The sequence below is a fragment of the Deltaproteobacteria bacterium genome (genome assembly GCA_011773515.1).
GTDB lineage: Bacteria > Desulfobacterota > Deferrimicrobia > J040 > J040 > WVXK01.
Genome location: WVXK01000023.1, coordinates 135,456 through 153,806 on the forward strand (window position 1 = coordinate 135,456; position 18,351 = coordinate 153,806).

An 18,351-nucleotide genomic window follows, 5' to 3' on the forward strand; every position below is an offset into this window, starting at 1 on the left:
ACGGTTAATTTAGCCTGCTTTTTCCAGATACTTTTCCTTAAATATCTCCCATCCCTTCAGAAGCTCAAGTGCCCTGTTCAGCTGAACATCATCCCCATCCTTGACAGAGCTTTTATCAATTTTTTCCTCTATAATGGGTTTTTCATCAACCGGCTCGTCAACCGGCTCGTCACCCTTTTTTTCCGCATCAGGAGTTTCCAGGTGCTTTTTGAGATCCTTTTCCCGAAAGGGCGTCGGATGCTTGTCGGGTTCTGCGCTTCCAACCTGGACGACGATATCCGGAGTTATGCCCTTCGCCTGTATCGACCTTCCACCGGGAGTGAAATATCTGGCAGTGGTAATGCGAACGGCAGATCCGTCTTCCAGCGGAATTATGGTCTGAACTGACCCCTTCCCGAATGTCTGGTTTCCGAGAATAACAGCCCTCTCGTGATCCTGAAGCGCTCCCGCGACGATCTCTGATGCGCTTGCCGATCCGGCATTGACCAGCACAATCATGGGAAAACCCTTGTACGTTCCGACGTCGGTGGCTGTGTATCTGAACTTTTGGTCCTCCCGTCTTCCATCCGTATATACGATCAACCCGGATTCGAGGAACATATCAGCCACCTTCACCGCCTGATCGAGCAAACCGCCGGGGTTGTTTCTCAGGTCGAGAATCAGCCCCCTGATCTCGCTCTCCTCCTTCAATATGGCTTTTATCGCTTTTTCGAGATCGGAATTGGTTCTCGCCTGGAATTGATTTACCTTGATATATACATAGCCCTTTTCGAGCACCTTCCACCTGACGCTCTTGATTTTTATTATGTCCCGGGTAATGGTGAAACTCTTCGGCTCCGTCCACCCTTCCCTTGCAACCCATATCGTAACGTCTGTGCCCGGCTCACCGCGTAGCCTCTTGACTGCGTCCATTATGGTCATATCCTTTGTTGACTCATCCTCGATCTTTACAATGACGTCACCGGCCTCTAGACCGGCACGAAAAGCCGGCGTGTCTTCGATCGGGGAAATGATGGTCAACATCGTATCTCTCACTCCTATCTCGATCCCGAGACCGCCAAAGGTTCCTTTTGTCTCTACCTCCATTTCCTTGAACATATCGGGGGTCATGAAAGAGCTGTGGGGATCGAGCGTTTGAAGCATGCCCTTGATTGCGCCGTATATGACTTCCTGCGCGTCGACACTTTCCACGTAGTTGTTCTGAACGATGGCAATCGCATCGGAAAAGATCTTCAGTTTTTCATATATCGAACTGTTTTCCTTCGTAGGGTCTCCGATCGCATACTTTCCCACGAGAATTCCTGATAAAAACAGCATTATCAGGAGTGGCACGATCATCTTCTTCTTCATATGTTTCTCCTTTCAGGCCCGGGGAATCTTTATATATTTTAGAGGGTTAACTGGCTTACCCCCGATTCTCAACTCAAAGTAGACAACCGGTGAGCTCCCTTTGTTAAATCTTCCTATTTTCTGCCCTTTTTTAACCTTATCACCAACCTTTACATTATACAACGCGGCCTTTCCATAGACCGTAAAAATATCGCCCCTGTGCTCTATTACCGTGACAATGCCAAAACCGCTGAGATCTCCCTGATAAACAACAACGCCGTCGTGCACGGCGCGGACGCCCCCGCCTGGCTTTCCTTTGATCTCGATTCCCTTGTTATCGATATATATGTTGAAATCTTTATCTCTCACCCTGCCAAATTTTGTCACTACAGTCCCCCGGGCAGGGAAAGTGTACCCCGAGGGAACAGTCCTGGCAAACTTCGTCTTTTCCCTTTTTTTCCTGACTCTTTTTTCAATCGATGATACCGTCTTCTGCAGTCTACCGATATCCCGCTTGAGTTTCCGGTATCTTTTCTCAATCCGCGCTTTTTCCCGTTCAGCTTTTGCGAGCTGACTCTTTTTCTTCTTTCGCTGGGTCTCTATATTTTTCTTCTTTTTTTCCGTCGCCTTATGCTTTTTTTCCCAGTACTTTCTGGTGTCCTCCAGACTGTCCACTTTCGTTTCAAACTTCTCCTCCTGTGTGAAAACACCCTCCATCTCCCTGTCGAGTTCTTCAATGAGTAGGCGCGTCACATACCAGTCCCTCTCCCTGTGGACGAATGACAGCAAACCGGGAGAAAAATCGGCCTCTTTATAGAAACTGATCTCCGTCGCGCTTACTGCGGCTTCGATGAGATTTTCCCTCCTGCCTTTGAGTTCGGATATTCTTTTATCGTATCTGTTCAACAGGGTTTCAACATATTTCAACTCCCTGTCTACCCTTTTCAGAAACTTCAATTTTGCGTTCAGCTCTTTTTCGAGCTTCCCCACGTTCTTTTTCAATCTCTTCTGCTTGCGGATTGCTCTTTCCAGCTCCTTTTTCGCCTTTTCTGACTTTTTCTTGAGCTCAATAAGCCGGGATCTCTCTCTTTGGAGTTTCTTTTTCTCTGATTTTCCATGGGCATAATCGCCAGGACAGAGGAAAACGACGAAAAGGCAGAATAGGAGCATAAAAATGAAAGGCCCGCGTCGTAGATGTTTCCTTTGGAATATAATTACCGCTCTCCCGCAACGATATTCATGACTTTTCTCTGTGAAAAATAGGAGACCAGGAGATAGAGGGCAGGCGTCATCAGCACAACGATTGAAAATGGAATTATGAACGAAGGATAATCAGATGGAGAAGGAAAGGAAAGATAGGCCTGCATAGAGGGGAACTTCAGGAAAAATAAACTCAAAGCAGCGACGCAGATACCGAAGGAAAGGCATCCTGTGACGAGCCCCTCCCATGCACTCCCCGCAAGTTTTCCCGCCTCGCTGTACCCCGCTCCCTTCCCGTGGTCCTTCACAAAAGCAAGCTCATTTGCCGCAACAAGGCGAAGGTCTGCATCGAGGTAATAGAGAAACACGCCCATAATCGAGAGAAAAATGAAAAAGGCGCTAAATAGAGACCCGTTCAGGTATCTTTTAATCCTCATCATCCTGTAAAAGCTGGATCCCCCGTAAAGGATATCTTTCACCAGATTCTCTTCCTCTGCGATAACGATGAGCCTCTTCAGGCTCTTCTCGTCAAGGTTTCCAATCTTGAACTTTACCTCGATATATCCAGGGATAGGGCTTCCGATAACTTTTTTCAGGTTTTCGGGATTTGCCACGGTTGATAAAAATTCACTCCACACTTCCTCCTCGGAGAAATAATCGGCCGAACTGATAAATTCCAGTCGGCCCAGTCTTTCCGCTAACATCTTCCCCTTTTCGGCCTCCACGCCATTATTCAAAAAAAGGGTTACCCTCCAGTTTTGAGCAAGATAACCATTGATGCCTCGGGGAAAATAGAGCAGGAGAAAGGAAAAAACGAGAAAGGTTGTGATAAAGAGCTTGATGAAAAAATTTTTTGCCTTCGCAGCACCCAGCACCCGCCACTCTAAAAGATAACCTCCCATTTCAGATGGTCACCTCTTCTTTTCTGTAAAACGTGTGCAGCTTGAATTGTCCCGACTCTTCGATAAGCTTGGTGGCCCTCTTTTCAAGGTAGAGCGGCAACTTCCTCTCCAACATCACGATTATCCTCCCATCTTCGCATATTTTCCTTGAAAAGAGGAAAATCTTTTCGCCCCAGGTATCACCGGCCTCGGATAAGACCGAATCGAAAAGCAAAACCGCCGGGTCTCTTATCATTTCGAGCAAAAGCAGGAAGCGTATCCTCTCCGACCTGGAGAGCTGGCCCAGCACCCCGTCATCGTCGAAGGAGAGGCGGAAAAATTTCCTCCCCTCCTCCATCCTCGTCAAATACTCACCCCTTTTCAGTCTCAGGGACACCTCTCTATTCGCTTTTATGAGCTTTTTCAAGGGTATATCAAGGGAATACGTACCTGGTTCGGGAACTATCCCGAGGTAGGACCTGTACATCTTGCGGATCTTATTATTCTCGAAAGGGTCTTTGCCATCTATCAAAACATTTCCGAAAAAGGGTCTCTTCTTCAGGCGCAAAAGATCGAAAAGCGCACTTTTTCCAGAGGACTCATCCCCGGTAATGACAGCAAGGTCACCACCTTTGAAGGAGAGATTGAGATTGCTGAAAACTTCTTTCTCGTTATGATAAAAACCAGCGTTTACGAGCTCAATCCTCATTTTCCTTGCCGTTTGCCTCAGCACTATCGTAAAAACCGGAAAAAAGACGTCTTATCACGATAAGGTGTTGCTTCTTCATCATTTCCTCAACCTTTTTATGGACCTCTTCGCCTTCGGAAAGAATATCTGAATATGATTCTCTCACCGTATCAATTACCATGCCGTCGAGAAATATGTGACTCAGAATGAAGGGGTTTGAAAACCCGCAATCTTCCGTCTGTATGTGATACGTCTTCCCCTTGTAATGCAAGTTGTGGTTGAAACCTGAGAGAATCTTCTCCTCTTCCTTGGACATTGCAACCCTCACGCACTTCTTACAAGAATTCCCACTCTATCTCATCGCTGAAATGGAAAAATCCTTTAGCAACCCCGTTATCTCCTCCTGTCCAAAACAGCCTTCCTCAGTTTCGTAACCGCGTCCATTGCATCCTCGGCATAAAACTCGGCACCTATCTCCTTTGCAAAGTCTTCCGTAACCACGGCGCCCCCGATAATGGAAACGGACTCAACCCCCCTGGACTTGAGGAGCGCTATGACTTTTTTCATCTCGATCATGGTCGTTGTCATCAAAGCCGACAGTCCAACCACATCCACCCTGTTTCTTATTGCTTCCTCCAGGATTTTTTCAGCGGGGACGTTTTTTCCTAGGTCGATCACTTCAAAGCCATGATTTGCAAGCAGCGCGGCCACGATGTTTTTCCCGATATCATGAATGTCGCCCTCCACGGTGGCAAGCAGCACTCTTCCGATTACCTCTTGGTGTTCCCCCCCCATCTCAGACTTTATTCTCTCAAATCCTATCTTGGCAGTCTCCGCAGCAGCAATGACCTGGGGGAGAAATATCCTGTTTGCGTTGAAGAGCTTTCCTACTTCCTCCAACCCCCTGACTATACCATCATTATTTATCGACAGGGGCATCGCACCCTGCTTGAGCGTCATCTCTATGATCTCGACAATCTCCCCTTTCCTGCCGCTCCGAACCGCCTCACGGATCTCCGGGAAATCACCCCCGGAAAACTCTTTCCCACCTTCACCTTCAGTTTCTGCCGTCACGCGCCTGATGTACTCATACCCATCCTTGTCTTTTCCCGAGAGAAGGTTGCAGGATGAAACCGTATCGACGGCATCCCTGTCGTGAGGGTTCATTATCGCCAGGTTGAGCCCCTTCGTGACCGCCATTGACAGAAAAGCCCGGTTTATCATCTGCCTTCCCGGCAATCCGAAAGAAACATTGCTCACCCCGAGGATCACGGGAAGGTTGAGTTCCCGCCTGACAAGCTTCACCGTTTCGAGAGTTTCGACGGCAGCAAGGTGGGAGGCGCTGATTGCAGTCGTCAGGCAATCGATGATCAGCTTGTCCCGCGAAATTCCCGCTCTCTCCGCCTCCTTCAGTATTTTCATCGCAACCGCCAATCTGGCCCGGGGGCTTTCCGGAATTCCCGACTCATCAAGGAGCAGGCAAACGAGGGATGCGCCAAACCTCTTTGCGAGAGGGAGAAGATCTTCGAGCTTATTCATCTCCCCTGAAACGGAGTTGATCACGGGTATTCCATCTGCCGCCATGAGTCCTTTTTCTATAACGGCCGCATTCGCGGAGTCAACCATCACCGGCAATGAGGAGTTCAAGTTCACCGCATACACCGCCTCTTCCATCAACAGATCTTCCTCGACTCCTGGAACTCCCACATTGACATCGAGAATATGAGCCCCATTCGCCTCCTGTTCCCTGGCCTCCCTTATTACCCCTTCCATGACTCCTTTCCGCAGTTCCTCAGCAAGCTTTCGCTTCCCCGTCGGATTGATCCTCTCCCCGATGATCATCAACGGCCCTTCGATATCTATTGCCACCACCCTTGTCCTCGAGGCAACTTTCTGCCCCGGTAGCACCTCGATGGCTCTTTCCGGAGCAGGGAGCGTCTCGAAACCTCTCTCTGTTTTGAAATTGAGCCGTGCCCGCACATTGCTCATGTGATCAGGGGTGGTCCCGCAACAACCGGCGATGATCCGGACGCCGAGAGGAAGAAACTCCTCCACGGCTTTTGAAAAATCATCCGGGCCCATGGGGAATAGAGTTTTCCCATCGACAAGTTTGGGGATCCCGGCATTTGGCTGCCCTATGAGGGGTTTGTGAGTGACGGAAGCTATCATCTGGAGCATATCCATCATTTTTCCCGGACCGACGGAGCAGTTGATCCCTATGACGTCGGCTCCCATTCCATCTGCCACGACCCCGAAAGACTCGGGCGTGGTCCCAAGAAGGGTCCTGAAATTATCCTGGAAGGTCATCATGGCTATGACGGGGATTTCCGACAAAGACCTGGCGGCATAAATGGCGGCTTTGAGCTCTCTGATATCCATCATTGTCTCGATCTTTATCACATCGGCACCGCCCTCGATCAGGCCGCCTATTTGCTCACTGAATATATCCACCGCCGATTTGAACTCGAGTTCACCGAGCGGTCTCAAAAACTTTCCCGTCGGACCGACCGATCCGGATACCAGCGCCATTCCCTTGCAGGCACTCCGAGCTATCTCTGCTCCCCGCCTGTTCAGCTCACTCGCCCTACTTTCAAGGCCGTACTCACCAAGCTTTACCCTGTTGGCCCCGAAGGTATTGGTCGTTACGCCAACCGCACCCGCTTCGAGATAATCCGTGTGTATTTGCAGGACCAACCCGGGATTTTTCAAATTGAGCTCTTCCGGCGGCCTTCCTTTCAAAAGGCCCCGCTCCTGCAGCAAAGTTCCCATAGCCCCGTCCCAGATAACAACTCCGGACTTGATGAGGTTCGTGAGATTCATTCGGGCTCTCTCTTACCATTCATAAGGTAACCTGCACAACGTCAATCGGTCTTTCTCCAAGAAGTCTCTCGCCGTGCTCCCTGAACTTATCAGGGTCATCTGTCACCAGGTAACGGATATCCTTCTTTTTTCCGATACGAACCAGATCATGAGAGCGAAGGTATTTCTCAACTTCAATGACAACATTCATGGCCGAATCGATAATCGTCACGCCCTCTCCCAGGTAGGCCTCAACCCTGCTCCTGATGAAAGGATAATGAGTACATCCAAGAATCAACGTATCGACCCTGTTTTTCTTCAGGAAAGATAGATACTCGAGAACAACCATCTCCGTTACCGGATGATCCACCCAGCCCTCCTCAACGAGCGGGACAAAAAGGGGGCATGCTTTTTGAAAAACCTTGATGTGCTTGTTTTGTGATCTTATCATCCTCTTGTAGGTATTGCTCCTTATGGTGCTCGACGTCCCGATAACCCCTATCCTGCCGTTTTTCGTTTCAGCCACTGCCTTGGCAACTGCAGGAGAGACAACCTCAAAAACCGGGATCCGATATAATTTTTGAAGGCCCTCCACCGCAAGGGAAGAAGCAGTGTTGCAGGCAACGACGAGCGCCTTGATATCGTGGTTCATCAGCAAATAGTTTGCAATTTCCACGGAATACCGGGTGACCGTGAGTTTCCCCTTGTTACCGTACGGGACTCTTCCCGTATCTCCGAAGTAGAGGTACTGTTCTCCCGATATCGAATCCCTCAACTCCCTGAGCACGGTGAGTCCCCCGATTCCAGAGTCGAATATGCCGACCGGCCGTTCCATCTCCCCCTCAAAGACAGGCAAAAAATTGTTTTTCCATAAAATTGATCATTATATTATCATACCTGTAGATTTTAATTAACAGGGGGTGTCGATGATTGACAAGCTCGAAATACTCAACGCGTACCTTTCAAGCGAGACCTTCTTTCAATTTGCCTCCGACCCGTTGGTTATCATCGGGATCATAATTCTTTTCGTTCTCGCCGTCATTTTCAGGTGGAAGTGGGTTCTCGTCACCCTTCTTTTCTGCGGCGGTTCGCTTGCGATAATTCGCTATACGAACTTCAAGCCCGTCGACGGCAGCGTCGACCCCACTCTGGTTAGCTTTGTGGTGGGTTTCGTAGTGATAACCGTGGCGATAATCTACCTGGTTTTTATACGAAGCGATTGACAGAAAAGACCTTTTGAAGGAGCCCTTCACTTACCGAGAACCGCTCCCCCCGAATAGCTTTTTTTGTAAAGGTGATGATATCTTGAACCCGGAAGCGCTTAACCCTACCAGGCGCCGGTCATGACGTACTCGTGCATGGCCTTCGACGCTACCCTTCCTGCACCCATGGCAAGGATGACCGTTGCGGCGCCGATGACGATATCCCCCCCGGCGTACACCCCCTTTTTGCTGGTCTTTCCCGTCTCATCGTCGGCGATGATATTGCCCCACTTGTTCGTTTCGAGGCCGGGAGTCGTGGCGGGTATGAGAGGGTTTGCGCCATTTCCGATGGAAACTATTGCCGTGTCGACATCAAGCAGAAATTCTGAGCCCTTGATGGGCACCGGGCGCCTCCTCCCCGATTCGTCCGGCTCGCCGAGCTCCATTTTCAAGCATTCGATCTGTTTTATCATCCCCTCGTCATCCCCGATGAATTTCGTCGGGTTGGTAAGGAGCATGAACTGGATCCCCTCATCCTCTGCGTGATGGATCTCCTCGATCCGCGCAGGCATCTCCTTTTTCGAACGGCGATAGATGACGTAAACATTCTCAGCACCGATCCTCAAGGCGTTCCTCGCCGCATCCATGGCGACGTTGCCCCCACCGAATACCGCAACATTTTTGCTCTTCGCTATCGGTGTGTCCGCTCTCGGAAACTCGTAAGCCTTCATGAGGTTAGCCCGTGTGAGGTATTCGTTGGCGCTGTACACGCCGATGAGGTTTTCCCCCGGAATGTTCATGAAGTAGGGCAGGCCCGCGCCGCTTCCGATAAAAACGGCATCAAACTTTTCTTCGGTAAGGAGCTCGTCGACTGTAATCGTCTTCCCGATGACAACATTGCACTCGACTCTGACGCCGAGGGCCCTTATGTAATCGACCTCCGCAGCAACGATGGCCTTGGGAAGTCTGAACTCCGGGATGCCATATACGAGGACCCCTCCCGGTTTGTGCAGTGCTTCGAAAATCACCACTTCATGACCGAGCTGCGCAAGATCTCCCGCAACGGTCAGGCCAGCCGGACCCGACCCTACGACAGCTATTCTCTTTCCCGTTGGAGGCTCAACTTCAGGGATCGCTATTTGGCCCGTGACCCGCTCAAAATCAGCGACAAACCTCTCCAGCCTCCCGATAGCGACGGGCTCATCCCTCTTTCCAATAACGCAGGGCATCTCGCACTGCTCTTCCTGTGGACAAACCCTCCCGCATATGGCGGGAAGGACATTGTCTTCCTTGATTTTCCTCGCCGCCTCGACAAATTTGCCCTGGCGGACAAGATCAATGAAGTCGGGTATCTTTATCCCCACCGGACAGCCCTTCACACACTGGGGATTCTTGCAAAATATACACCTCGAAGCCTCGGCAATGGCCTGTTCGGGAGTGTAGCCATAGGGAACCTCGTTGAAATTCTTTATCCGCAGCTCGGGCGGTTGCTCGGGCATGGGCTGTTTTGGGATGCTGAAAGGCTTGGGTCTCTTCGTTTTTTTCTCCTCCATCTAACCTCTCCCTCCTTTTGCCTGCTTTGCCTCCTTCTGCATGTAGGCCTCTTCGGCAACTCTCTCCTGTTCGATGAAAGCCCTGTTCCTTTTGGCAAGCTCGAGAAAATCCACCTCGTGGCCATCGAATTCAGGCCCATCGACACAGACAAACCTCGTCTTGCCGCCGATGGTAACCCTGCAGGCTCCACACATGCCCGTTCCATCTACCATAATGGGATTCAGGCTCACATAGGTTTTTATCCCGTAAGGCTTTGTCAGCTCAGAAACCGCCCGCATCATGGGAATTGGCCCAATGGCGAGCGCAAGATCAATCTTTTCACCCTCCTCGATAACTTCTTTGAGGGCATCGGTGACAAAACCCTTTTTCGCATAACTTCCGTCATCGGTGGTGACCACAAACCGGTCGCTGATGGCTTCCATCTCCTCCTCCAGTATCAGGAGATCCTTCGTCCTCGCACCCACCACGGTAACCAGTTTGTTGCCCTCCTTTTTGAAGGCTTTTGCGATCGGCAAGAGCGGCGCATTCCCTATGCCTCCCCCGACGCAGGCGATGGTACCGAGCTTCTCAATATGCGTCGGTCTTCCAAGGGGGCCCACCACATCTATAAGCTCAGCACCCCCCTCGAGGGCCGACAGCTCCCTCGTCGTCTTTCCAACCACCTGATAAATAATCGTAACGGTCTCCTCGACGGGGTCCGAGTCGACTATTGTTAGGGGTATTCTTTCGCCATTTTCATCGATCCTCAATATGAGAAATTGCCCTGCCTTTCTCTTTCTCGCCAAGTAGGGAGCCTTTATTCTATTGAGAAAGACATCTTTTGCGATCACCTTTTTCTCAACTATCTGGTACAATTGAATCCTCCTTGAGCTTTTCTCAATGAAATCATGACGAAACGAGTGTAAAAAGTATATCTTTACCGGAAAAAAATCAACCCAAAATATCAATTCCTACCCTTTGACAGGAATTCGGACATTGCGCGAACAATCTTCTCTTTTCCCTCTCCCGTTCTCGCGGAGAAAAAAATCGGCTCTCTTCCCGTAATGTCGACAACATGCTCAGAAGACCTGCTGCGCAAACCCGCTCTCTCTTTCTGTGTCAACCTGTCCACCTTCGTGAACACAACGACAACCTGTGCCCCGAAGGTGCTCAAAAAATTGAGGATCATTTCCTCCTCTTCCTCGACGGCCCTCTTTGAATCGACGAGGAGGAACACTGCAAGCACGTCGGTTATTAACGTAAAGTACTTCTCCACGAGGTGTTTCCAGGACTTTCTTTCCCTCATGGAAACTTTCGCAAAACCATATCCAGGCAGGTCAGCGATAATAAATTTTTTATCAACCAGGTAATAGTTTATCGACCGGGTCCGTCCTGGGGTCTTGCTTATTTTTGCGAGCTTTTGTCTGCCAAGAACCTTGTTGATAAGGGATGATTTTCCAACATTCGATCTGCCGGCAATGGCAAAATGAGGATAGCCGGGATCTTCTAATTTTCTCGGATCAAAGATCGTTTTTACCAGCTCGACTTCTCTTAACCTTATCATACCTTGAAAATGTCGGCCTCCAGAGATTTGAAGAACTCATCAAACCCTGGCGGATCTTGGAGGGGATAGGCTTCGATGACAGTCTTTACCANNCCTCGAATTTATCGACGAGGGTTTTTGCCTGGTCATAATCGTGGCTCTTAAATAGAGCTGCCATCGTTGCTCCGTAACAGCGCCCTGCGACAACCTTCATCTCCTCGAGCTTTTTCAGATGCTCCGCAAATTTCCTGAGGACGTAATCACCTCTCTGGTAGCCGTTTGACTCATGATACTCTTTGAAATTTGCTATGTGAAAAAGGGCCATCGCAAGTGGATTGCCCGACCTGGCTGACCTGAGAAATTCCTCCTCGGCAATGACTTTGAAATGTTCGAGGTTGTAGAGCCCGGTGAGTCGGTCTGTCCTCCCCAGCGCTTCTGCTTTTCTCCCGACATTCTGGAAGTGAAGTGTGTTGTCGATCATAGCAGCGAGCTTATAGGAAAAGCTCTCGATCCGGTCAATTTCCTGCCTGGTCAATGCCCTCCTGCTCAGTTTGTTGTCTATGCCGAACACACCGATAACTCTTTCCTTTGCAACGAGCGGGAAAACCGCAAAGTCTCTGCTTCGAAGTGCCCTGATAGAGGAGTAAGGTTTCTCGATCTTGAACTCATCTGGAAGCCCGGTTTCACTTGAAAAGCAAAAGGTCTTCTTCTCGAGGTAGGCCCTTGCGAGGGCTCCTCCACCTTCGGATATGGGAACCATGATCTGCTCTTCCGGTTCGAAGACGTTCCCCACGGTAGCCCTGCACCGGAGGAACTCCTCCGCCTCATCGGGCATGAACAGAAGAATTCGGTCGAGAGCAAAACGTTCCTGTGCAACGCCGAGTGCCAGCGGAAGATGGGGTTCGATGTAACCCGAATACTGCATCGCAATGGATAGATCATAGAGCCTCAAAAGGCCCGCATTCTCCTTTTCAAGATTATTTTTTGCACCCTCTAGCTCCCTGTTTATCAGCAGCAGTCTCTCGTTCATTTCCTCCACCTCGGCGTAAAAAGGCCTGATAATGAGCTGGGTCGCAAACCAGGTGAAGCCAAGAATGAGAATGCCCACGACACCGGAGGTGGTGAAAATTACCTTTTTAACCCTCTTGAGTTCCGAATAAGCCTTTTCGATCGGTTGATCAACAGCCACCAGCAAGCCCTTGTCCTTGAGAACTCTGAATGCAATTATCTGTTCCTCATCGAAAAGGTTATTATAGGTCCCAAATCCCCCGTTTAGCTTTTCCATGAGGTCAAGAAGCGTCGCTTCGTGAACCATGTTCTTTTCACCCAGCTTGTGGATAGGCATGTCGACGCTCTCGAGCCCTACCACCTTATCCCCCATGAACGTCTTTTCCTCCACAAAATGTCTCAATCTGTGGTCCATATGGGCAATGAGAAATCCATCGGCGTCCATGACCCAGGCCGAACCGAAGCGGTCCACTTTTACGCTCGTGATGAGCCCTTCAATGTCTCTGCCCATAGCAGTTGTCAGGTCACTCAGGGCGCTGAATTTTGCCGCGAGTTGAGAAGCGGCAAACAGATTATCCTGTTTGATCGAATCCTCGGTCACTTTGAAAACGACGTACCCCCCTACAAATATGGTGAGGAGCGAAACAAGAAGGGATGAAGTTATGAGCCTCAAGCCCAGTTTTCTCATCTTCTTTTTCATTTAAGATTCCTCTTTGCTTTCCGTGCCGTGGCAGAAGTCACACCCGCCTTTCGGCAGGAGCTTCCCTACATCGCTAGCATGGGGATTGTGGCAGGAGAGGCACATGAGGTTCCCATCCTTGTCAAGCTTGACATCGAGTTCCCTTTTCGGTGGCCTGTCGTATGGATGGGTATGATTTCCGAATTCCCCCCTGTGGCAGTCGAGGCACAGATCGTTCCCCGGCAATTTTACGAAAAAGTTCTGTTGGTCAGATGAGTGAGGAAAGTGGCAGTTCGTGCAGAGGCCATCCTGAAACGGTTTGTGCACAGCAGGCCTGAACATTTCCGCTTTGAAGTCGGCGTGACACATTACGCACAGGTCACCCACGTATTTTCGCAGCTGGAACTTTTCGTTCGAACCGTGGGGATTATGACAGATGGCACAAATTCCCGCGGACATGGGGCCGTGCAGAAAATCTTTTACCAGTTCCTGCCTCTTATCCTCGTGGCAGTTGAAGCAGAGGTCCTGCCCGAAAGCGATGACCGCATACTTGTTCGGTTCGCTGTTGAAATCGTGGCAGGGCGAACATCCACCGACTGTTATCGGCCCGTGAACATATTTTTTCCCTTCGAGCTCTTTGTGACAGCCCAGGCAAAACTTGGTAGCCATGGCAAACCCGCCCTGTGCATTCGCCGGAGGATTCAGATCGTGGCACTCCGCGCAGGGCTTTTCATTCGATTCGGTGTGGAAATGATATTCGGGAAAGGGAGATTCTATCCCCAGGCCGATTTTCGGCTCTCTGAACAGGACTATGCCCTTATGGGCTTTTTTCCCCTCTTCCCCCATTACCTGGACTTCGATGTAGTTGCTCCCCAGGGAAAGGGGGGTGCGGATGTAAAACAGATTCCTCATGCTCCTGACAACCTGTTTTGCCCCCCCGTTGAGCATCAAGGAAACCTGGGCACCCTTATTAGGCACCCTCCCCACGATATATACGGAGTCCTGCAGAGTCTTGGAAAAGTTCTGGGGGAGGTACAACTCCAAAGGTCTCTCCTCGACGACTGTCTCTATTGCCCTCTCTCCAGTTATGAGCTTCGTGATGACCTCTTCCAGGTCACCGAAGTCTTTTTCCGTGGCGCCCGTGGATACGTACCGGACTGTTCCATCCTTATCAATGAGTGCATGCGCGGGAAGGCTCTGGACTCTGTACGGAGTAGATATCTTTAGTTTTTTATCTATCAGCATGGGGTAACTCAGGAAGCGCTGATACCCCTTATAGAACCGTTTTACCCTGGATATGCCGTAAATATCCAGGTTGACACCTATTACCTGGAGGTTTTCCGGGCCGATCTTCTTTAAAATATGCGCGACATCTCTCAGTGAGGTAACACAGGTCGAACAATAAATCGAGCCGAACTTCAAAAGAATTATCTTTTTCCCTATATAATCATCTATATTTACCGTCTCACCCTTCAGGTCGACCCCTTCAAAGGGGATGTATTTGCTTCCCGCCTCTATAATGGCGAAGGACGGAGAATCGGATGAAACCATTATTGCCAGGACAACAACGAGTCCCCAGATGAAAGAGATGAATCTGCTCATAGGTCTAGTTTTTCCATCACTTTCACGGACCGCTTTTCAAAACAGCCGTGATCTCTTTTTCGAGCTCTTTCTCGGTTATGCTTCCAACCCTCGAAAAGGCGATCTTTCCCGATCGGTCGACTATGTAAATGGTCGGTGTGCCTGCAACCCCATACGGGTCGGCAACTTTGAAGAACTCTTCCTCGTCGAGCTCATCTATCAATACCCGGAAAGAATAACCTTCCTGTTTCACGAAGCCGGCAATAGCATTTTTCAGGGGGTCACCATCAATGGCGACAGCCAGAACTTCCAGGCCCTTATCCTCATACTTTTTGTGAATGTTCTGGATAAGGGGCATCTCGTACCTGCACGGTTCACAGAATATCGACCAGAAAACGAGAAGAAACTGTTTCTGCCCCAGGTGCCTTGATAAGTCGAAGGATTCACCCTTCAGGTCTTTCAGCGCAAATGGGGGTGCGCTGGATCCGACTTCGAGCATCTGTATCCCCTCTATCATGGGTATTTCCTTACCCGATAGGGGGGTCATCGTTTTATCCTGGGCACGCAAGACACCCGAGAAGCTGAAAAACAGCAATACTGCCGTGAGAAAAACACCAATCCACCTGCGCCCTATCACCTCGATTACCTCCTGAACTTGTGGATTTCGTTGTTCCCCGAATCTACCACATAGAGCTCAACGGAGTCGTTCACGAAAAGGCCTGCCGGTTTGCTGAATCTCTTCCTTGCCTCGCCAAGTTCCCCGACGGGCTCACCTTCTTTATCGAATACAAGTACAACGTCATTTTCCACGTCCGCCACATAGAGATCGTAGCTCCTGGGCTCCACCTTTATTTTCACGCCACCGCAGAGGAATCCTTTCCCCGGCAGGTGAAGGTCCCATTCCTTTTTGAGGTTTCCCCTGGTGTCAAACTTTTGAATCCTGCAGTCGCTGCTATCAGCCACATACACATGCCCAAAACCGTCATCGGAGTAGGCAACGGAATAGGGCTGTTTCAATTCTTTCCCTGTTCGCTCGAATCTCCCCCATTCCTGGATGAATTGAAAGCTTTTGTCGAATTTTTGAATCCTGTGGTTACCGGAATCGGCGATATAGATGTTTTCAGCTTTATCGAAAGTCATGTCTGTAGGATACCTCAGGTTGCCCGTCGCACTGCCCACCTTTCCAAACGAAAGGATGAAATCACCATCAGGGGAAAATTTCTGTATGCGATTGTTTCCCGTATCAACAACGTAAATATCTCCACTCCTGTCTATGGCAATGGACCGGGGATCTTTGAACTCCCCATCCCGGAATCCCCTCCTGCCCCATTGCGTTATGAATTCTCCCCTGAAATTTACCTTCTGAACCCGGTAATTTTTCTTGTCCAGAATATAGAGGTTTTCATCGCTGTCCTCCACAATGTCAACGGGTGTATCGTACTGCTCCCTCCCTATGCCGAACTTTCCAAAGGATAGGACGTGATCGAATTCCAGCGAGTAAGATTCTGAAATTCCTAGGAAAAATAGCACCAATGAAACAAAAAGTGTGGATAGTTTCAAAAAAGGTCTATTCATTTCAACTCTCATTTGACCAGAATTGATACTGATACACAATACATTTCTCAACTACCACGATAGACGGAGCCGGGGGAGAAAATCTTCACGGTCATACGAGGTCAAGATTTGATTCATTGATGGATATGTCGGCTTTTTCCTTCAATTCGCCTATCAGTGACTCAATTTCAGCATTCATTTTCATATCGAGCAGATACCTTTTCAGGTTCTCTTTCACCTGGGCAAAGGGCATCATGTTCCCTTTTTGTTTTTCCGTAACCTGGATGATATGGTAGCCGAATTGCGTCTTTACCGGCTTTGAGGTCTCACCTATCTTCAATGAAAATGCCTTTTCCTCGAAGGGTTTTACCATGACACCTCTGCCAAAGATCCCGAGGTCTCCTCCTTTTGCAGCGGAAGGGTCCTTGGAGAACTGTTTTGCCAGATCCTCAAAATCTGCCCCTTTTTGAATTTTCTCGTACACCTCGCCTGCCGTTTTTTCATCGTCCACGAGGATATGCCGTGCCCTGATCTTGGGATTTTGCTCGAACATTTCCGGGTGCTCGTCATAGGTCTTTTTTACTTCCTCATCGCCGACATTTATTTTTTTCCTGATCTCATTGTCAATCATAAGGTCGATGAGTATCGAGGACTCGAAGTTACCCTTGACTTTGTTAAAAGTATCTCCCTTGTCCACCTCTTCTTTCTTGGCAAAGTCATAGAGCCCAATCCGGACCGAAATCCTCTCGACAATGGCGCTGATCGCTCTCGGGTCTCTCTCAAGATTCTCCCCCCCGTGACGGGGAAGGGTGGAGAGCTCTTTTTTAATATCTCCGTAGCTCACCGGGATGCCCTCAACCTCTGCAACAACCCTGTCATCGCCAACGTCAACTCCCCCGACGATCCTGTCTATCTCATCACTGTGGAGCTCCGTTTTTATCGATCCCTTCACGCTCTGAACGAGGCCGTTGTCCCCCTCCCTGAAGGTGTCGTTGTAAAGCTTCTCGGTTGCCTTCTCAACAGCCTGCTGCTGGCTCAACTTTTCATTTTCCTTCATTATTTTTTGCGCTTCGGCCTGTATCTGCCCATCCTTGACCATAACGGCCTTGTCCACCTTTTCTTTGAAAAGCGCCGCGATGTAGATATCCTTTTCTCCCTCATCGTAGAGCTTTTGAAAATCCCCACTCTCGTCGTATCCGCGATTTCTGCTCTCGGCGGCAAGGAGTTTGCCGGCAATCAGCCTTTCCACTGCCTCCCTTTTCTTCTCCCTTTTGACACCGAAAACCCTGTGTGCAGCCGACCTCACCCCGAACAGTTCCCTCACATCACGCACCGTAATTTTTTCTCCTCCCACGGAGGCAACGGTTTTCCCCCGCACATCCCTCTCTCCGGCACTGCAGGCCGAAAGAAAAAGAAGTAACAGAATCGATGTGCGAAAAATCAGAACTTTCCTCGTAGTGTGCAAACCCATCTCGATCTCCTCAAAGATAAATTTTAAGCCTTCAACCGATGGGGGGAAGGCTTCTCGCTCATTGCATCTATTTTCTATCTTCTGGGCAAGGGCGTATTGTTCTTTCCTTCCGCTGAAAACATTATACGGTCTTTCCTGTATCCTACTCCGCTTTCTTCTCCACCTGGTCAAGCTGCTCTTCCAGGCTTTGCAACTCCTCCTGCTTATCCTCGATCTCTCCCTGCAAACTTTCCTGATCTTTTTCGAGCTTTTCTATCTCCTCGACTTTCTTTTCCGCATCACCGACCGTTTCCTCCTTTATCTCCTGCTGCAATTTCTGTATCTGCTCCTCGAGCTCACCTCTCTCTTTCCTCAATTCCTCGAGTTTTGCCTGCTCCTCATCCAGTTTCGCACGTTCGCTCTCGAGCTTGAGTTTCTGCTCTTCTAGCACCTCTTTTTCGCTCTCGAGCTGAGATTTTTCAGCATCGATAGCTGCCTTTTCCATCTCTGCGTTCGCCTTGATGCTATCGGCTTCGGTCATCGCGTCCTGTTTGATCTTTTGTGCTTCCGCGTCTGCCTGCTCCAGTGTTCCCTCGATCTCCTTTGATTTTTGCTGAAGCTCCTTGAGTCTCTTCTCCTCAGCCAACTCCTTTTCCCTCAATTCTTCAACGATCCCTTCCTGCTCTCTCTCACGGGCATCCTCTATGCTGTCTGCCATCTCTTCTACCAGGCTTGTTACCGCTTTGCGAGCAACGACGATATCGCTCTCTCCCGGTGTCACGCCAAAAATCTTGCCAACAGTCAGGCTCCCCGAAGAGGTGACGTTACCCGTCCACAGGGTGGCCCCCGATGCAACTTCAACCAGGGCCATCTCTATGGAGACCTCGTTTGCCGCCTCCTTTTC

The 18,351-nt window shown here is 49.7% G+C and carries 17 protein-coding genes; 1 reads left to right on the plus strand and 16 read right to left on the minus strand.

What is annotated here, in order from left to right; genetic code table 11:
• Positions 1-9 precede the first annotated feature (9 nt).
• From GTN70_03275 to GTN70_03305, 7 genes are all read right to left on the minus strand, one after another.
• Positions 10-1,350: a PDZ domain-containing protein gene (locus GTN70_03275; protein NIO16013.1), complete on the minus strand. Its 1,341-nt coding sequence runs from the start codon at positions 1,348-1,350 to the stop codon at positions 10-12.
• A 12-nt stretch (positions 1,351-1,362) separates the two neighbouring features.
• The gene (locus tag GTN70_03280) at positions 1,363-2,499 is read right to left on the minus strand and encodes a peptidoglycan DD-metalloendopeptidase family protein (GenBank protein NIO16014.1); all 1,137 of its coding nucleotides are present in this window, start codon (positions 2,497-2,499) and stop codon (positions 1,363-1,365) included.
• Between the two features lie 44 nt (positions 2,500-2,543).
• Positions 2,544-3,431 carry a hypothetical protein gene (locus GTN70_03285; protein NIO16015.1) on the minus strand — a complete coding sequence of 296 codons (888 nt, stop codon included), beginning with the start codon at positions 3,429-3,431 and terminating at the stop codon, positions 2,544-2,546.
• Between the two features lies 1 nt (position 3,432).
• Entirely contained in the window at positions 3,433-4,119 is a 687-nt protein-coding gene (locus GTN70_03290) for an ATP-binding cassette domain-containing protein (GenBank protein ID NIO16016.1), read from the minus strand.
• Positions 4,109-4,414 (minus strand): hypothetical protein, encoded by a 306-nt coding sequence (locus GTN70_03295; GenBank protein ID NIO16017.1) that lies wholly within the window; start codon positions 4,412-4,414, stop codon positions 4,109-4,111. Before GTN70_03295 ends, GTN70_03290 begins: the two co-directional genes overlap by 11 nt.
• 77 nt (positions 4,415-4,491) lie before the next feature.
• Positions 4,492-6,918 carry a dihydropteroate synthase gene (locus tag GTN70_03300; protein NIO16018.1) on the minus strand — a complete coding sequence of 809 codons (2,427 nt, stop codon included), beginning with the start codon at positions 6,916-6,918 and terminating at the stop codon, positions 4,492-4,494.
• A gap of 19 nt (positions 6,919-6,937) precedes the next feature.
• Positions 6,938-7,732, minus strand: coding sequence for a glutamate racemase (locus tag GTN70_03305; protein NIO16019.1), 795 nt, complete (start codon positions 7,730-7,732; stop codon positions 6,938-6,940).
• Positions 7,733-7,823: 91 nt separating this feature from the next.
• On the opposite strand from GTN70_03305, the gene GTN70_03310 reads away from it, so the two are divergent.
• Positions 7,824-8,120, plus strand: coding sequence for a hypothetical protein (locus tag GTN70_03310; protein NIO16020.1), 297 nt, complete (start codon positions 7,824-7,826; stop codon positions 8,118-8,120).
• 104 nt (positions 8,121-8,224) lie between these two features.
• On the opposite strand, the gene gltA is transcribed toward GTN70_03310, so the two are convergent.
• The 9 genes from gltA to GTN70_03355 form a co-directional block, all read right to left on the minus strand.
• Positions 8,225-9,652, minus strand: coding sequence for an NADPH-dependent glutamate synthase (gene gltA / locus GTN70_03315; protein ID NIO16021.1), 1,428 nt, complete (start codon positions 9,650-9,652; stop codon positions 8,225-8,227).
• Positions 9,653-10,507: a sulfide/dihydroorotate dehydrogenase-like FAD/NAD-binding protein gene (locus GTN70_03320; GenBank protein NIO16022.1), complete on the minus strand. Its 855-nt coding sequence runs from the start codon at positions 10,505-10,507 to the stop codon at positions 9,653-9,655.
• 89 nt (positions 10,508-10,596) lie between these two features.
• Positions 10,597-11,196, minus strand: a complete 600-nt coding sequence (locus tag GTN70_03325) for a YihA family ribosome biogenesis GTP-binding protein (protein NIO16023.1) — start codon at positions 11,194-11,196, stop codon at positions 10,597-10,599.
• An 85-nt stretch (positions 11,197-11,281) separates the two neighbouring features.
• Positions 11,282-12,883 carry a diguanylate cyclase gene (locus GTN70_03330; protein NIO16024.1) on the minus strand — a complete coding sequence of 534 codons (1,602 nt, stop codon included), beginning with the start codon at positions 12,881-12,883 and terminating at the stop codon, positions 11,282-11,284.
• The gene (locus GTN70_03335) at positions 12,884-14,464 is read right to left on the minus strand and encodes a redoxin domain-containing protein (GenBank protein NIO16025.1); all 1,581 of its coding nucleotides are present in this window, start codon (positions 14,462-14,464) and stop codon (positions 12,884-12,886) included.
• Positions 14,465-14,486: 22 nt separating this feature from the next.
• Positions 14,487-15,080, minus strand: a complete 594-nt coding sequence (locus tag GTN70_03340) for a redoxin domain-containing protein (GenBank protein NIO16026.1) — start codon at positions 15,078-15,080, stop codon at positions 14,487-14,489.
• Positions 15,081-15,085: 5 nt separating this feature from the next.
• Positions 15,086-16,018: a hypothetical protein gene (locus GTN70_03345; GenBank protein NIO16027.1), complete on the minus strand. Its 933-nt coding sequence runs from the start codon at positions 16,016-16,018 to the stop codon at positions 15,086-15,088.
• A 91-nt stretch (positions 16,019-16,109) separates the two neighbouring features.
• Positions 16,110-17,468, minus strand: coding sequence for a hypothetical protein (locus GTN70_03350; protein NIO16028.1), 1,359 nt, complete (start codon positions 17,466-17,468; stop codon positions 16,110-16,112).
• Between the two features lie 142 nt (positions 17,469-17,610).
• The coding region (locus GTN70_03355; protein ID NIO16029.1) for a hypothetical protein at positions 17,611-18,351 on the minus strand (741 nt) is incomplete at its 5' end.

Bases quoted from the DNA above. Each gene is read 5' to 3' on its own strand.
- gltA (NIO16021.1), bottom strand. From the start codon at position 9,652: ATGGAGGAGAAAAAAACGAAGAGACCCAAGCCTTTCAGCATCCCAAAA.
- GTN70_03310 (NIO16020.1), top strand. From the start codon at position 7,824: ATGATTGACAAGCTCGAAATACTCAACGCGTACCTTTCAAGCGAGACC.
- GTN70_03325 (NIO16023.1), bottom strand. From the start codon at position 11,196: ATGATAAGGTTAAGAGAAGTCGAGCTGGTAAAAACGATCTTTGATCCG.
- GTN70_03285 (NIO16015.1), bottom strand. From the start codon at position 3,431: ATGGGAGGTTATCTTTTAGAGTGGCGGGTGCTGGGTGCTGCGAAGGCA.
- GTN70_03350 (NIO16028.1), bottom strand. From the start codon at position 17,468: ATGGGTTTGCACACTACGAGGAAAGTTCTGATTTTTCGCACATCGATT.
- GTN70_03295 (NIO16017.1), bottom strand. From the start codon at position 4,414: ATGTCCAAGGAAGAGGAGAAGATTCTCTCAGGTTTCAACCACAACTTG.
- GTN70_03305 (NIO16019.1), bottom strand. From the start codon at position 7,732: ATGGAACGGCCGGTCGGCATATTCGACTCTGGAATCGGGGGACTCACC.
- GTN70_03275 (NIO16013.1), bottom strand. From the start codon at position 1,350: ATGAAGAAGAAGATGATCGTGCCACTCCTGATAATGCTGTTTTTATCA.
- GTN70_03300 (NIO16018.1), bottom strand. From the start codon at position 6,918: ATGAATCTCACGAACCTCATCAAGTCCGGAGTTGTTATCTGGGACGGG.
- GTN70_03290 (NIO16016.1), bottom strand. From the start codon at position 4,119: ATGAGGATTGAGCTCGTAAACGCTGGTTTTTATCATAACGAGAAAGAA.
- GTN70_03335 (NIO16025.1), bottom strand. From the start codon at position 14,464: ATGAGCAGATTCATCTCTTTCATCTGGGGACTCGTTGTTGTCCTGGCA.
- GTN70_03280 (NIO16014.1), bottom strand. From the start codon at position 2,499: ATGCTCCTATTCTGCCTTTTCGTCGTTTTCCTCTGTCCTGGCGATTAT.
- GTN70_03345 (NIO16027.1), bottom strand. From the start codon at position 16,018: ATGAATAGACCTTTTTTGAAACTATCCACACTTTTTGTTTCATTGGTG.